Here is a 14,897-nt window from a genome sequence, read left to right as displayed (position 1 = left end):
ACCGCAGGCAGCCGGCCCCAGCTCCCCCAACCTGTCACATTCCCGCCGCATACTGACGCCCATCACAAACCGCTTGGGGAAGTCGCAGTGAAGTCGTGGGGTCGTGCGTTGCTGTTGTCGCTGGCCGTGGCACCATCGGTGGCCATGAGTGCTGAATCCTCCCCTCCGGCCGCACACAAGGTGTCGGTCTACGGCCACCGCGGTGCAAGCGCGCTGCTGCCCGAGCACACGCTGGCGGCCTATGCGCAGGCCATCGCCGACGGTGCCGATTACATCGAACCGGACCTGGTGATGACCAAGGACGGGGTGATGGTGGCCCGCCATGAGAACGAGATCGGTGGCACAACCGATGTGGCCGAGCACAAGGAATTCGCCAAGCGGAAGACCCGCAAGGTCATCGACGGGCAGACGGTCGAAGGCTGGTTCACCGAAGACTTCACCCTGGCCGAGCTGAAGACGCTGTACGCCCGCGAGCGCCTGCCGGAGTTCCGCAGCACTGCCTACGACGGCCAGTTCCGCATTGCCAGCCTGGACGAGATCCTGGCGTTCCTGGTCCAGCAGGCCGGTCGTGCCAACCGTGGCATCGGCCTGGTGCCGGAGATCAAGCACCCGACCTACTTCCAGTCGATCGGCCTGCCGATGGAAGACACGCTGCTGGCCGCGCTGCGCGGCAACGCCTATACCAACGTCGGCCCGGTCACCATCCAGTCGTTCGAGACGGCCAACCTGCGCTACCTGCGCGGCAAGATCCCGCGTGGCAGCAACATCCGCCTGTTGCAGCTGCTGTGGAAGGGCGATACCCAGCCGGCCGACATCGCCAAGGCCGGCGGCGCGCTGACCTATGCGCAGATGATGACACCGGCGGGGCTGAAGGACATCGCGGCCTATGCCGACGGCATCGGCCCGGAGCTGCGCTCGATCATCCCGCTGGATGCCAACGGTGCGCTGGGCACGCCGACGGCGCTCGTGCGCGATGCGCACGCGGTGGGCCTGATGGTGATTCCGTACACCTTCCGCCCGGAGAACCACTTCCAGGCCAGCAACCTGCGCAAGGGCGCGGACAATGCGCGCAACGCGGAGGGGTCGATCGCGGAGATGCGTGCCTACCTGGCGACCGGCATCGATGCCTTCTTCACCGATGACCCGGCATTGGGCCGGCAGGCGGTGGATGGAATGGGCGCGGCGGCGAACGCGGCGGACTGACCGGCGTCAATGCCGCCGGGCATGGCCCGGCGTATCCACCCGATCAACCGCGCGGGTCTTCCGGCCGGCGGAACGGGATCACCACATAGTCCTGCCCTTCGCGCGGCTGCCACAGCACCGGCACGCGCTGCGGCGACGGCGGCTCGAGTTCGTCATCGGCCAGCGGCTCGACCTCGTCTTCCTCGTCCTCCCAGCTGTAACGCGGGCGCGGCGGCAGCGGGTCGGCGTTGCGGAACAGCAGCGCGGCGATGATGCCGGCGAAGGCTCCGCCCATGTGCGACTGCCAGGACACACCGTCGGCATGCGGCAGCACGGTCATCAACATGCCGCCGTAGAACAGCATGCCGATCAGCCCGGTGGCGATCGCCGCGCGGTCGCGGCGCAGCAGGCCAAGGCTGGCCAGCAGGAACATCAGGCCGTGGGTGACGCCACTGGCGCCGAGATGGAAGCTGCCGGGGTTGCCGAGCATCCACGCACCGATGCCCGAGCCCAGCCACAGCAGGGGCAGGGCACGCAGCGTGGCTTTGGGATAGACGCTGCCGGCCAGGGTGCCGAGGATCAGGATGGCGAAGCTGTTGGCGGCGATGTGTTCGACCGAGCCATGCAGCAGCGGTCCGCCGATCAGGCCAAGCAGGCCCTTGGCTTCCAACGGTGCGACCGCCCAGGGCCGCCAGTCGAAATGGTCCTGCAGGGCGAACACGGCCACCAGCACCAGCACGGCGGCCAGGCTGGCATTGAAGGCGCGCAGGATGCGCGTGCGGTCGTTGCGGGCGGCCGGCGCGTCGCCGGCGGGCAGGGGCGCGTTCGTGTTCATACCCTCAGCAATGGCGGTGGCCGGCGCGAAACCAAGGCCACCGCTGCGGGAGAGTGGCTGCGACCGGCGGGACAATCCACCGGTCGCAGCGTTCAATCGGCCAGGATCAGGCGCCGCCTTCCTTCGGCGGGTTCTTCAGGCTCAGCACCACCGTGGCGGCGATGATCACCGCGACCACGCCCAGCGAGATCGGGGTCGGGATCTTGAACAGGTCGATGATCATCATCTTGATGCCGATGAAGGCCAGCACCAGGGCCAGGCCGTACGGCAGCAGGTGGAAGCGGTCGGCCATGCCGGCCAGCAGGAAGAACATCGCACGCAGGCCGAGCACCGCGAACACGTTGGAGGTCAGCACGATGAACGGGTCGGTGGTGATCGCGAAGATCGCCGGGATGCTGTCCACCGCGAAGATCACGTCGGTCACTGCGATCAGGATCAGCACCGCGAACAGCGGGGTGAACCAGCGCACGCCGTCGCGCTTGACGCTCATCGCGTTGCCTTCGTAGTCCGGCAGCAGGCGCAGGTGCTTGCGCATCCAGCGCAGGGCCGGGTTGGCTTCCAGGTCAGGCTCCTGGCCCGCGGCGAACCACATCTTCCAGCCGGTGAAGAGCAGGAAGGCGCCGAATACATAGAGCAGCCAGTGGAACTGGGTGATCAGCACGCTACCGGCGAAGATCATGATCGTACGCAGCACGATCGCGCCCAGGATGCCGATGATAAGCACCTTCTGGCGCTGTTCCTCCGGCACCGCGAAGTAGCTCATGATCATCAGGAAGACAAAGATGTTGTCCACCGCCAGCGCCTTCTCGACCAGATAGCCGGTCAGGAACTCCAGGCCGACCTTGTTGGCCACGACCTGGCCGGCGGTCTCGTTCAGGTAGAACCAGAGGCCGCCGTTGAAGGCCAGCGCCAGCGCGACCCAGCCGATGGACCACCACAGGGCTTCCTTGAAAGTGACCTTGTGCGGGCCACCGTGGCGCATCAATACGAGGTCGACCAGCAGGGCGATGACCACCACCGCTGCGAAGCCGCCCCACAACCACAAATTACCGATCGTCTGCATGGGTTTGTCCGTTGGGAAATGAAAAATGCCTCAAGCCGGACGGCGAGGATCTGCAACGGAGGATCGAGAGGGGATCCAGGGACAGAGCTTCGCCAGTACGGCGAAGGTCTCGCTCGCAGTTCCGATGGGCCGGAACTGCCGTTGCACCGGAGCCTGCGGGCTCGAATTGACGGCCACAACGTCTGGGAGCTACTCCCCTTCTGCCGCCGATTCTGCGGCCTGGCCGGGCCGGCGTCAAATGCTGGCCGGGGTCGGATCCCCGCAGGGGGCTCCGACCCCATTCCCACAACGACCAAGGGGTCAGAGCCCCTGTGGGGATCTGACCCCGGCGCCCGGTTTACAATAGGTGGATGAATACCCCCCTTCCCGTTGTCCGCCTCAAGAACGCGTGGCGTTCCAGCCACCCGTGGATCTTCCAGAAACTGGTCGAGAAGCCGACCGTCCGGCCCAAGCCCGGCTCCCTCGTCGATGTCGTCGGCGTGGATGGCGAGTTCATCGGCCGTGGCTTCTACAACGGGCATTCGCGTATTGCCGTACGCATCCTCGAAACCGACCCGCAGATCCCGCTGGATGCCGGCTGGTTCTCGCGCAAGATCGCCCAGGCGGTGTCGCTGCGTCGTGAGGTGCTCAAGCTCGATGCGGTGTCCGACGCCTGGCGCGTGGTGCACAGCGAGGGCGATGGCCTGTCCGGCCTGGTGGTCGACCGCTACGGCGACCTGGTGGTGGTGGAGTTCTTCGCCGCCGGCATGTTCCGCCACCGCGAATGGATCTACGACGCCCTGCGTGAACAGTTCCCGGGTTGCCGCTTCCACAGCTTCGCCGACGAACACGTGCAGAAGCAGGAAAGCTTCGATTTCCACGGCAACACCACCACCGAAGCGTCGGTGATCACCGAGTACGGCATCAAGTTCCGCGCCGACCCGGCCGGTGCGCACAAGACCGGTTTCTTCGCCGACCAGCGCGAGAACCGTGAGTGGCTGAGCCAGCAGGTGGAAGGCAAGAGCGTGCTCGACCTGTGCTGCAACACCGGCGGTTTCGCCGTGTACGCGGCCGCGCGCGGTGCATCGGAAGTGGTCGGCATCGACATCGATGAGGACGTCATCCAGATCGCCAAGGGCAATTCACGTCTGAACAACGTGCGCCCGAAGTTCGTCCAGTCCGACATCTTCCCGTGGCTGCGCGATGCGGCCAACCGCGGTGAGCAGTACGACGTGGTGATCCTGGACCCGGCGAAGATGACCCGCGACCGCGACCAGGTCATCACCGCGCTGAAGAAGTACCTGGACATGAACAAGCTGGCGCTGGGCGTGGTCAAGCCCGGTGGCCTGTTCGCCACGTTCTCCTGCACCGGCCTGGTGGCCGAGGACCAGTTCCTGGACATGCTGCGTCGTGCGGCGTACTTCTCCGGCCGCACCATCCAGATCCTGAAGGTGGCCGGCGCCGGCCCGGACCATCCGTTCATGGCCCACGTGCAGGAATCGCGTTACCTGAAGGCCGTGTTCTGCCGCGTGGTGGACTGACCTACGGGGTGTGGAGCCGGGCGATGCCCGGCTCCCCCACACAGCGCCGAAGACTGCCCCCGCGCGCCAGCCTCAGGGCTGCGCGCGTGGCGGCGCAGGAACCGGCTGCAGCTGCTGCAGCAACCCGTTGATCACCTCGGACCTGCGCCGCAGATGGTGGCCGAGCACGATCGCCACCGCGCCCAGCGCCAGCAGCGCCGGAACCGCGAGCAGCGCGAGCACCCAGCCGACGTCGAACAGAAGCCAGCCCAGCAGACGCTGCTGATGCCATCGCTGCGACCGTTCAGAGCGGGGCAGCCCTGCTGCCTTCTCGAAGCGGGACTGCATTGCCGGCGATACCGGAACACCTATGTCTTCGCCATTGGCCAACGCACGGGCAGTGGCGACCACGGCCGACGAGGCGACGCCGTAGGGAAGCTCCTGCTGTGCACGCAGATAGGCCTGCCACTGGGGGCTGAAGCCGCTGAAGTCTGGACTGGCGATCAGCGCGTCCAGCTGGCGATGGTCGAGGCGATCGCCCTGGCCGATGGCGGGTGCGGTGATGCCCATGCTTCCCCAGGCACCGCACAGCAGCATCGAACCCAGCGCGAATGACCAGGCGAAGCGGCGAAGGCGATGGCGGCTGAGCAGGTCGCGCACGCCGAAGAACATCCACACCAGCAGCAAGGGGGTCATGACCAGCAGGATGAGCAACTGCCTGCCCGTGTCCTTCGACCCATAGCCGGCCGGCACCTGTGCCCACGACGGGGGGCCCAGCTCGGTGCCGGTAAATGCCAGCGCCATGTAGGACAGCGCCGTTGCCGCCAGCGGAAGGCAGGCCAAGCCGAAGACCCGCAGCAGCGAGGCCCGCCGGTAGAACGCGCGCAGGCCCGGAACAGCTTCCACCCGCGCCTGCAGATCCGGCGGGATCTGCAGCGGATCGCGTACCGGCGCGCTCATGCCGGCACCGCCGATGTGCGCAGCAACTGCTGCAGGGCCTGTTTCAGCTGGTCCTGTGCCTGGGCCGCGCTGGCGATCATCTGCGGGCTGGCGTTGTCGCTGTTGTGCAGCGCCTGGATGGTCTGGCGCCAGATCGGCAGCAGGATCTGCACCGTCTCGCTGTAACGGTCCAGCAGGTCGATGGCATGGCTGCGTGCCAGCTGCACCTGCATCCGGCTCATCGAATGGCTGGCCAGCAGCGCGGTCAGGTTGGCTACGCGGCGTTGCAGCCGCTCGACCGGACGGTCGAGCACCGGCGCGCCATCGTCGCTGTCGACGGCCGCTGGCAGCTCCTGCAGGAACTGCACGCCTGCATCGATGTACACCTGCAGTCGCACCCCCTGCACGTCATGCTCGAGCAGCTGCGCATCCAGTCGATCGACGCTGGCCCGCACGGCGATGGCTTCGCGCTCGATCCTGGCCAGGACGTCGCCGTTGCTGCCCATGGCAATGCGACGGCGCAGGCGTTCTTCGATATCGGCACCGGTGAACCGCTCCCACCATCCCGCGCGCTGCAGCAGCGCATTGGGATCATGTTCGGACAGCCGGCTGACCAGTTCGGCAAGCGCCTGGGCCAGTGCGTTGGCGCTGCCATCCTGCCAGGCCGGCTCGGCGCTGGCGCTGGCCAGGTCGGCCGGGCCATAGCGGCCGATGTCGGTACGCCCGGCAAACAACGTTGGCAGCACATCACGCTTGAGCTGTTCGACGGTGACCGTGCTGGCGGGGACAGGCGCCTGGCCCTGCGCGGGCAGCGCTGGAGGCTGGGAGTTCGACATCGATGCTTCCATTCCATGGTCGACGCAGCACGCGGTGCTGCACGCTGATTTATCGGCTGCCGGCGAGTGTAATGGAGCCGGCGGATCAATACGGCACTACCGGCGTTGGCCGTCGCGGCGCTATGGTCGTGTCCTTCCCATTGCCGGTGGATGCCCATGCCGTCGTTGCGTCGTCTGTCCCTGCTGGTCGCCCTGGCGCTGAGTGCGCCGCTGTCCGCCCATGCCATCGACTTCAGCGCGCAGGAGCTGGCCCGTGCCAAGGCACTGCAGCAGCGCTTGCTGACCCTGGACAGTCATCTGGATACGCCGGCCAATTTCGGCCGCACCGGCTTCGACATCGAGCAGCGGCACGACCGCAATGCACTCTCGCAGGTGGACTACCCGCGCATGGTCGAAGGTGCGCTTGATGGCGGCTTCTGGGCGATCTATACCGACCAGGGCGACCGCACGGCCGCCGCGCATCTGGCCGAGCGCGACCACGGCCTGCAGCGGTTGCTGGAGATCCGGCAGATGCTGGCCGCCAATCCCGAGCGCTTCGCATTGGCGCTGACCGCCGATGACGCGGCGCGGATCAAGGCCGCCGGCAAGCGCGTGGTCTACATCAGCATGGAGAACGCCAGTCCGCTGGTGGCCGATCCCAGCCTGCTGTCGTTCTATCACCGGGCGGGCCTGCGCCTGCTCAGCACCGTGCACTTCGCCAACAACGAGTTCGCCGATTCGGCCACCGATCCCAAGGGGGCTGAATGGAAGGGCCTGAGCCCGGCTGGCAAGGACCTGGTGCGCGAGGCGGTGAAGCTGGGCATCGTCATCGACCAGTCGCACGCCTCCGATGCCGTGTTCGACGATCTGCTGGCGATGATGCCGGTGCCGTTCGTGCTGTCGCACAGCTCGGCCAAGGCGGTCTACGACCACCCACGCAATCTTGATGACGCGCGCCTGCGCAAGCTGGCCAAGGCTGGTGGGGTGATCCAGGTGAACGCGTATGGCGGCTACCTGATCGACACCGCCAAGTCGCCCGAGCGCAAGCAGGCCGAAGAAGCCCTGAGCAAGCAGCTGGGTGGCTGGGAAGGCATGACCATCGAACAGGGCGTGGCGCTGCAGAAGGCCGAGCACGCACTGGACCACGAACACCCTGTGCGCCACGCCAGCCTGGACGACTTCTTCGCCCATTTCGAGCACATCCTGAAGGTGGTCGGCCCCGAGCACGTCGGCATCGGTCTGGACTGGGATGGCGGTGGTGGCCTGAGCGACCTGCCCGATGTCAGCCAGCTGCCGAAGATCACCGCGTGGCTGCTGCGCAAGGGGTACAGCGAACAACAGATCGCCGCGATCTGGGGCGGCAACCTGCTGCGGGTGATGCGCCAGGCGCAGGACCATGCGGCAAAGCAGGGCGGTTAGCCGCCCTGCGGTAGTGCCGGCCGCTGGCCGGCAACTGCATGCAGCCAATTGATACGAAGGTTGCCGGCCAGCGGCCGGCACGACCCAAAGACCGCCGGGCATGGCCCGGCGCTGCCTTTACCGGCCGATCAGCGCGTTGCGACGGCTGTAGGCGAAGTACAGCACCAGGCCGACCACGTTCCACGCCAGGAAGTACAGCTGGGTGGTGTGCGGCAGGCTGATGAACAGGTAGATGCAGCCCAGCGCCGCCAGCGGGCCGACAATGAAGGCCAACGGCGTGCGGAATGTACGCTCGCGGTTCGGCTCACGCACGCGCAGCACCACCAGGCAGATGCCAACGGCGGTGAACGCGGCCAGGGTACCGGCATTGGCCAGTGCGGCGATCTCGTCCAGGCGTGCAACGCCGGCCAGTGCCGACACCACCAGGGCGGTGAACAGCGTGGTCGCCACCGGCGTGCCGGTACGTGCGTTGACCTTGGACAGGCCACGCGGCAGCAGTCCATCGCGGCTCATGACGAAGAAGATGCGGCTCTGGCCGTACAGGAAGGCCAGCAGCACGGTCGGCAGGGCGATGATCGCGATCACGCCGATCAGCATCGCGGCGGTGGGCTGGCCCAGCTGGCGCATGATCAATGCCAGCGGCTCGGCACTCTGGCCGAACACGGTGTAGCTCATCGCACCAATCGCAGCCAGCGCCACCAGCACGTACACGATGGTGCAGCCGACCATCGAGCCGATGATGCCGATGGACAGGTCGCGCCCGGGGTTCTTGGTTTCTTCGGCGGCGGTGGAGATCGCGTCGAAGCCGTAGAACGCGAAGAAGATGATCGCCGCCGCCGCCATCACGCCGCGCTCGACGCCATCCGGGCCCAGCGTCTTGGCGAATCCGTAAGGCATGAACGGCTGCAGGTTGTTGGCGTCGAACGCCGGCAGGGCCACCGCCACGAAGATCGCCAGCGCGATCAGCTTGAACACGACCAGGATCGCGTTGAGGGTGGCGCTTTCCTTGGTACCGGCCATCAGCATCAGGGCCACCAGCCAGGTGATGACGATGGCGGGCAGGTTGATCATGCCGCCATCGACGTGCGGGCCTGCCGCGAGCATCGCCGGCAGGCGCAGGTCCCAGCCGAACTGGGTATGTACCCATTCCAGGAAGCCGACGAAATAGCCGGACCAGCCGACCGCCACGGTACTCACCACCAGCGAGTACTCCAGGATCAGGCTCCAGCCCACCACCCAGGCAAACACTTCGCCCAGGGCACTGTAGCTGTAGGTATAGGCACTGCCGGCGGCAGGCATCATCGTGGACAGCTCTGCATAGGCCAATGCCGCGCAGGCACACACCGCGCCGGCGATGGCGAAGGAGATCAGCACGGCCGGGCCAGCGCGGTCGGCACCCACGCCGATCAGGGTGTAGATGCCGGTGCCGACGATGGCGCCGATGCCCAGCGCGATCAGGTGCGGCCAGCTGAGGGTCGGGACCAGACGCCGGCCGGCTTCATGGACGGTGACGGAATCTAGGGACTTGCGCCGGAGCAGGGACATGCAGGCCTCGGAAGGGGTGACTGAGAACGACAAGTCCCCGAGTGTGACCGAACGCAGCGCAGCATTGCCACTGACGGGGGTCATGGCCGACACAGCGCGCGCTGGACGCTGAACACTCTGCCGGAAACGGCACAAACGGCCTCAGCGCAGGCGCCTACCAGTGACAGCCGTCGTCCTGAAAGGCGTTGACGTCTTCGTCGAAGTCCGTGCGGCGACCGTCCCGGGCACGCACGTAGCTGAAGCTGTAGATCCGTGCGCCCTGCGTGCTCAGTGTGTAGTGACCGTTGATGCGACCGTCCACGCGCTCTTCCCAGACGGTATCGAACTGGTAGGGGCGGTCTTCGTCCAGCACCGTGGTCTGTTCGGAGATCCGGCGCAGTGGCAGGCGCTCGCTGTGCCCGGCATAGCGCACATCGGCGCGGCCATCGTCCAGCCAGCGCCATTCCAGGTGGATCGTGTTGTCGCGGCCACCGCTGAGGCAGCGGTGGTCCGGTGCGGCCGTGGCCGGTCCACTGGCAAGCAGCAGCACCAGGGCTGCTGCGACCGCGAGCGTTGGTGTTGCGGCCATGGCGCTCTTGTCCAACGAGGGGCGCCAGCATAGCGCGCCCCCGCTGTTACCTGCCCAGCGCGCGTGGCTGCAGACGCGTACCACCGCTCATCAGCATGCGTGGCAGCGGCATCTGCAGGAAGTCGTGCGGGAAGGCAGGCGCGACCGCGCTGATCGCATCCAGCCGTGCCAGCGCCTCAGCCGGCAGCGCCAGATCCAGCGCCGCCAGGTTGTGTTCGAACTGGTCCAGGGTGCGTGCACCGACGATCGGCATGGCCCCGGCCGCGGGTCGTTGCAGCAGCCAGGCCAGAGCGACCTGCGCAGCCGAGTGCGACAGTTCCGCTGCGACGGCAGCGACTTCCCCGGCGATGTTCAACGAACGCGGCGTCAACGCGCCATTGATGAGGGCCACGTTGCGCCGGGAACCGCCCGGCGTAGCCTCCAGCGGCTCGGCCGCGGTGAGATCAGCCGCGCTGTACTTGCCGGTCAGCACCCCGCTGCCCAGCGGCGACCACGCCACCACGCCCAACCCGAGCGCCTCGGCCATCGGCAGCAGCTCCTGTTCGACGCTGCGCTGGATCAGGCTGTATTCGATCTGCAGGGCCACCAGTGGCGCCCAACCGCGCAGGTCGGCCAGGGTCTGCATGCGGGCGATCTGCCAGGCCGGCGTGTCCGAGATGCCGGCATACAGCACCTTGCCGCTGCGCACGAGATCGTCGAAACCGCGCATCACCTCGTCCACCCCGGTGGTGTCGTCCCAGGCGTGCATGTACAGCAGATCCAGGTAGTCGGTGCCGAGCCGGCGCAGGCTGTCCTCCACCGAGCGCATCATGCTCTTGCGGTGGTTGCCGGCGTTGTTCGGATCGCCGGGCACGGTCGCCAGGGTGTACTTGCTGGCGATGACCAGCCGTTCGCGGCGGCCTTGGGCGAATCGTCCGAGCAGCGTCTCGGCGCTGCCATTGGTGTAGTTGTTTGCGGTATCAACGAAGTTGCCACCGCGTTCGACGTAGGCATCGAAGATGCGGCGGGCCTCGGCTTCGTCCGCGCCCCACCCCCAGTCGGCACCGAAGGTCATCGTGCCCAGCGCCATCGGGCTGACACGCAGGCCGGAGCGACCGAGCAGGCGGTAGTGATCAAGTGACATGTGGCATTCCATTGGAGGAGGCGGTGTGCCGCCGGGAGGGAAAGCATCCGCCCGATGATCCTGTGGATAAACTGGACACAGCCGAACTGACAATGAAGGAAGGCTTCACAATGGATCCCTCCGCACCGCTGTCGGCGGTGGTCGCGTTTGTCCACGTGGCCGACCACGCCAGCTTTACCCGCGCCGCAGATGCGCTTGGTGTTTCGACCTCGGCACTGTCACAGAGCGTGCGCGCGCTGGAAGCGCGGATGGGCGTGCGCCTGTTGCAACGGACCACGCGCCGGGTGGGCCTGACCGAGCACGGTGCGCGCTTCCTGCAGCGCGTACGTGGCGGGCTGGCACAGATCGAATCGGCCTTCGAGGACCTGGACAGCGCGCGGACCGTGCCGGCCGGTCGGCTGCGCATCACCCTGCCACGCATCGTTGCCGAGCGCCGGGTCCTGCCGGCGCTGCCGTCCTTCCTGGCCCGGTATCCGCAGGTGGAGGTGGAACTGTGCGTGGAACCGGCGTTGACCGATCTGGTCGCCGAGGGTTTCGACGCAGGCATCCGCCTGGGGGAATCGTTGGCGCAGGGCATGATCGCGGTGCCGATCGGGCCGCCCGAGCGCCAGGTGGTGGTGGCCACGCCGGGCTACTTCGCGCGCCACGGTGTGCCGCAGAGCCCGCAGGAGCTGCAGGGCCACGACTGTATCGTCCATCGCCGCGCCAATGGCCGGCTGATGCCTTGGGAATTCAGCCGTGAGGGGCGTGACCTGGACGTAGCCGTCGAGGGCCGGCTGGTGTTCAACGATGCCGAACTGGCCTATGCGGCGGTGCTGGCTGGGCTGGGCATGGCGCAGGGGTTCGCCTCACTGGTCGCCGACGACCTGGCTGCCGGCCGCCTGCGCAGCGTGCTGGAGGACTGGCAGCCGCCGTTCCCCGGCTTTCATCTGTACTACCCGGCGCGCGAGCATATGGCGCCCAAGCTGCGGGTGTTCATCGACCACCTGCGCGCGGCCTGCCAGGCCGACGGGATCTCAGCCGTTCAGGCCCAGGCGGATGCCGAAGCCGACCAGGAACAGGCCGGCAACACGCCGTAGCGCATCGCTGACCCGCGGGTGCTGGATCAACCGGCGGCGGGCCAGGTTGCCGACCCAGATCAGCAGCGAGCAGTAGGCGATGCTGACCACGAAGATGATCCCGGCCAGCGCGGCGAACGTAGCGATGCCCTGGTGGGCCTTCGGGTCGATGAACAACGGCAGGAAGGCCATGTAGAACAGGATCGCCTTCGGATTGAGCAGGCTGACCAGGATCGCCTGGTGGAAGTAGCGTCCGGGCTGCATGCGCACCGGGCCAACGTCGGCACCGTCACCCTTGGGCGTGCGCAACAGGCTGATGCCGACCCACACCAGATACGCCGCGCCCAGATACTGCACGGCATGGAACACCGTCGGATTGGCCTTCAGCAGCGCGGCCACGCCGGCCAGTGCCAGCCACATCAGGATCTGGTCGCCGACCAGCAGGCCGGCCAGCGCCGTGTAGCCGCCGCGCACACCGCCGCGACCGGTAGCGGTCAGCAGGGTGAAGGTGCCCGGCCCGGGCAGCGCCAGAAACACCAGCACAGCGAGCAGGAAGGTCCACAGATCCTGGATGCCCATCCACGGCATGGCGCGACTCTCTTACAACGGGGGAGCGCCATTGTCGGCCAGTGCTGGCGCAGGCGACAGGGGCGTGTCGCCATTGCCGGGCATGGCGGACAGCAGCGGTTGCAGATGCTGGCGCAGCTGCGCGTGCAGTTGCCGCACCGCCGGTGAGAACTGCTTGCGATGGGGGCAGACCAGCTGCAGGGGAATGTGGCTGCCGATGCCATCCAGCAGCACCTGCAGGCGCCCTTCCAGCACGTCGTCGCGGACGTCCAGCCAGGACTTGTAGGTGATGCCCTCGCCGGCGACCGCCCAGCGCCGCACCACGTCGGCGTCGTCGCAGACCAGTGGCCCGCGCACCGGGATCACCACGCGGCGCCCCTCAATCTCGAACGACCAGCGATCGTAGGCGCGGCCGCCGAGCTGGTAGACAAGGCAATCATGCTCGCGCAGATCTTCCAGGCGGCTGGGCGTGCCACGCCGCCGCAGGTACCCGGGCGACGCAGCCAGCACCCGCCGGTTCTGTTCCAGCAAGGGCAGGGCGACGTAGCTGGCGTCGTCGAAGTGGCCGATGCGGATGGCCACGTCGACCGGGTCGCGGAACACGTCGGCCACTTCGTCGGACAGGCGCAGGTGCAGGCGCAGCCGTGGATGCGCCGCGCGGAACGCGGTCAGCCACGGCAGCAGCAGGTTGCGGCCGAAGTCCGACGGCGCCGACAACTGCAGGGTGCCGTGCAGTTCGGCGTCCTCGCCCTGCACCCGCGCCTGGCCTTCGCGCAGGGTGCTCAGAACCTCCTGTGCGTAGGGCAGATACAGCGCGCCTTCGGCGGTCAGCCGCAGGCTGCGGGTGGTGCGTACGAACAGGCGCAGGTCCAGTTCGCGTTCCAGTCGCGCCACCGCCGCGGCAACCTGGCCCGGCAGCAGGTCGGCCTCGCGCGCGGCCTGGGAGAAGCTGCCCAGCGCGGCGGTACGGACAAACAGCTGCAGATCGTCGAAGCGGACCATTTTCATTGCTGCAGTGAAAGTGTTGACCGATTCTGCGCCTTTCCGCCCCCCTGCGCACGGCGCACGCTGTGGTCTCTCCTCCCTGGATATCCCCCATGCGTGCCATTGCCTACACCCAAGCCGGCCTGCCGATCGACGACCCGCAGGCCCTGATCGATCTCGACCTGCCCCTGCCCCAGCCGGGCCCGCGCGACCTGCGGGTGGCGGTGCGCGCGGTGGCGGTGAATCCGGTCGACGCCAAGGTGCGGCGCGGCGCCGCCACCGACGGCCCGCGCGTGCTGGGGTGGGATGCGGTCGGTGTGGTCGAAGCGGTCGGCAGCGAGGTGACCCTGTTCCAGCCCGGCGATGCGGTGTACTACGCCGGTGTGATCGATCGCCCGGGCAGCAATGCCGAGTACCAGTTGGTGGACGAGCGCAGCGTTGGCCGCAAGCCGGCCAGCCTGGACGATGCCGCCGCTGCGGCGCTGCCGTTGACCGCGATCACCGCATGGGAACTGCTGTTCGACCGCCTGCGCATCGCCGAAGGCGGCGGCGAGGGCCAGACCCTGCTGGTGATCGGTGCAGCGGGTGGCGTGGGTTCGATCCTGGTGCAGTTGGCGCGCAGGCTGACGAAGCTGACGGTGATCGGCACCGCCTCGCGCCCGGAGACCCAGGACTGGGTGCAGGCGATGGGCGCGCACCATGTGGTCGACCACACCCGGCCGCTGGCCGAGGGCCTGGCCCGGCTGGGCATCACCCAGGTGGACCATGTGGCCAGCCTGACCCACACCGACCAGCACTATGCGCAGCTCGTCGAGCTGCTGGCACCGCAGGGGCAGCTGGGGCTGATCGATGATCCGGGCCAGATCGATGTGATGGCGCTCAAGCGCAAGGCGCTGTCGCTGCACTGGGAATCCATGTTCACCCGACCGCTGTACAGGACCGCGGACATGCAGCGCCAGTACGAACTGCTGAACCGGGTGGCCGATCTGGTCGATGCCGGCGTGCTGCAGACCACGCTGGGCGAGCACTTCGGGCGCATCGACGCGGCCAACCTGCGGCGCGCGCATGCGCTGCTGGAGAGCCACCGGGCCAAGGGCAAGATCGTGCTGGAAGGCTGGTAACGCCGGGCCAACCCAGCCTCTGACCATCATCCACGCATGGCGTGGATCTACTGCAGATCGCGGAGATCCGTGAAAGGCGGGGTGGCATGGGTTTGCGGGACCGCAGGCGCCATGGATGGCGCCTACGAGCCCCCATGGACGGGTTTACGGCGTGTCCCGCAAATCCATGCCATCCCGCC

14 protein-coding genes are annotated in these 14,897 nt (G+C 67.6%); 5 read left to right on the top strand and 9 right to left on the bottom strand.

Annotated elements, in window-relative coordinates; translation table 11 throughout:
- The first annotated feature begins 87 nt into the window (after nt 1-87).
- Nucleotides 88-1,203 carry a glycerophosphodiester phosphodiesterase gene (locus J2X70_RS04185; protein ID WP_025875592.1) on the top strand — a complete coding sequence of 372 codons (1,116 nt, stop codon included), beginning with the start codon at nt 88-90 and terminating at the stop codon, nt 1,201-1,203.
- Nucleotides 1,204-1,246: 43 nt separating this feature from the next.
- Here the strand turns inward: J2X70_RS04185 and J2X70_RS04180 are convergent, their stop codons facing one another.
- Nucleotides 1,247-2,017, bottom strand: a complete 771-nt coding sequence (locus J2X70_RS04180) for a rhomboid family intramembrane serine protease (protein WP_025875594.1) — start codon at nt 2,015-2,017, stop codon at nt 1,247-1,249.
- Nucleotides 2,018-2,123: 106 nt separating this feature from the next.
- Nucleotides 2,124-3,080: a TerC family protein gene (locus tag J2X70_RS04175; RefSeq protein WP_025875596.1), complete on the bottom strand. Its 957-nt coding sequence runs from the start codon at nt 3,078-3,080 to the stop codon at nt 2,124-2,126.
- A gap of 350 nt (nt 3,081-3,430) precedes the next feature.
- On the opposite strand from J2X70_RS04175, the gene J2X70_RS04170 reads away from it, so the two are divergent.
- The gene (locus J2X70_RS04170; protein ID WP_025875598.1) at nt 3,431-4,600 is read left to right on the top strand and encodes a class I SAM-dependent rRNA methyltransferase; all 1,170 of its coding nucleotides are present in this window, start codon (nt 3,431-3,433) and stop codon (nt 4,598-4,600) included.
- Between the two features lie 72 nt (nt 4,601-4,672).
- On the opposite strand, the gene J2X70_RS04165 is transcribed toward J2X70_RS04170, so the two are convergent.
- Together J2X70_RS04165 and J2X70_RS04160 are read right to left on the bottom strand one after the other, a co-directional pair.
- The gene (locus J2X70_RS04165) at nt 4,673-5,539 is read right to left on the bottom strand and encodes a hypothetical protein (RefSeq protein WP_263930117.1); all 867 of its coding nucleotides are present in this window, start codon (nt 5,537-5,539) and stop codon (nt 4,673-4,675) included.
- On the bottom strand, nt 5,536-6,354 hold the full coding sequence (locus J2X70_RS04160; protein WP_032978497.1) for a protein klaA: 819 nt from the start codon (nt 6,352-6,354) through the stop codon (nt 5,536-5,538). Before J2X70_RS04160 ends, J2X70_RS04165 begins: the two co-directional genes overlap by 4 nt.
- Before the next feature lie 156 nt (nt 6,355-6,510).
- Here J2X70_RS04160 and J2X70_RS04155 point away from each other — a divergent pair, with 156 nt between their 5' ends.
- The gene (locus J2X70_RS04155) at nt 6,511-7,752 is read left to right on the top strand and encodes a dipeptidase (RefSeq protein ID WP_309909105.1); all 1,242 of its coding nucleotides are present in this window, start codon (nt 6,511-6,513) and stop codon (nt 7,750-7,752) included.
- A gap of 117 nt (nt 7,753-7,869) precedes the next feature.
- On the opposite strand, the gene J2X70_RS04150 is transcribed toward J2X70_RS04155, so the two are convergent.
- The 3 genes from J2X70_RS04150 to J2X70_RS04140 all read right to left on the bottom strand — a co-directional run bounded on the left by J2X70_RS04150 (nt 7,870) and on the right by J2X70_RS04140 (nt 11,000).
- Nucleotides 7,870-9,297, bottom strand: coding sequence for an amino acid permease (locus J2X70_RS04150; protein ID WP_032978503.1), 1,428 nt, complete (start codon nt 9,295-9,297; stop codon nt 7,870-7,872).
- 154 nt (nt 9,298-9,451) lie between these two features.
- Nucleotides 9,452-9,865 carry a hypothetical protein gene (locus J2X70_RS04145; RefSeq protein WP_309909103.1) on the bottom strand — a complete coding sequence of 138 codons (414 nt, stop codon included), beginning with the start codon at nt 9,863-9,865 and terminating at the stop codon, nt 9,452-9,454.
- A 46-nt stretch (nt 9,866-9,911) separates the two neighbouring features.
- The gene (locus tag J2X70_RS04140) at nt 9,912-11,000 is read right to left on the bottom strand and encodes an aldo/keto reductase (RefSeq protein ID WP_309909101.1); all 1,089 of its coding nucleotides are present in this window, start codon (nt 10,998-11,000) and stop codon (nt 9,912-9,914) included.
- A 98-nt stretch (nt 11,001-11,098) separates the two neighbouring features.
- Between J2X70_RS04140 and J2X70_RS04135 the strand changes: the two genes are divergently transcribed.
- Nucleotides 11,099-12,067 carry a LysR family transcriptional regulator gene (locus J2X70_RS04135; protein ID WP_051585166.1) on the top strand — a complete coding sequence of 323 codons (969 nt, stop codon included), beginning with the start codon at nt 11,099-11,101 and terminating at the stop codon, nt 12,065-12,067.
- Here the strand turns inward: J2X70_RS04135 and leuE are convergent.
- On the bottom strand, nt 12,005-12,634 hold the full coding sequence (leuE, locus tag J2X70_RS04130; protein WP_025875614.1) for a leucine efflux protein LeuE: 630 nt from the start codon (nt 12,632-12,634) through the stop codon (nt 12,005-12,007). The two genes, J2X70_RS04135 and leuE, sit on opposite strands and share 63 nt — an antisense overlap.
- A 12-nt stretch (nt 12,635-12,646) precedes the next feature.
- The gene (locus tag J2X70_RS04125; RefSeq protein WP_081794606.1) at nt 12,647-13,621 is read right to left on the bottom strand and encodes a LysR family transcriptional regulator; all 975 of its coding nucleotides are present in this window, start codon (nt 13,619-13,621) and stop codon (nt 12,647-12,649) included.
- An 89-nt stretch (nt 13,622-13,710) separates the two neighbouring features.
- Here J2X70_RS04125 and J2X70_RS04120 point away from each other — a divergent pair, with 89 nt between their 5' ends.
- The gene (locus tag J2X70_RS04120; RefSeq protein WP_309909097.1) at nt 13,711-14,718 is read left to right on the top strand and encodes a zinc-binding alcohol dehydrogenase family protein; all 1,008 of its coding nucleotides are present in this window, start codon (nt 13,711-13,713) and stop codon (nt 14,716-14,718) included.
- The last annotated feature ends 179 nt before the right edge of the window (nt 14,719-14,897 follow it).

The organism is Stenotrophomonas sp. 1337, assembly GCF_031455455.1.
GTDB lineage: Bacteria > Pseudomonadota > Gammaproteobacteria > Xanthomonadales > Xanthomonadaceae > Stenotrophomonas > Stenotrophomonas indicatrix.
Note: the sequence above shows the minus strand (reverse complement) of the source record. Positions and strands in the feature narration are given on the sequence as shown.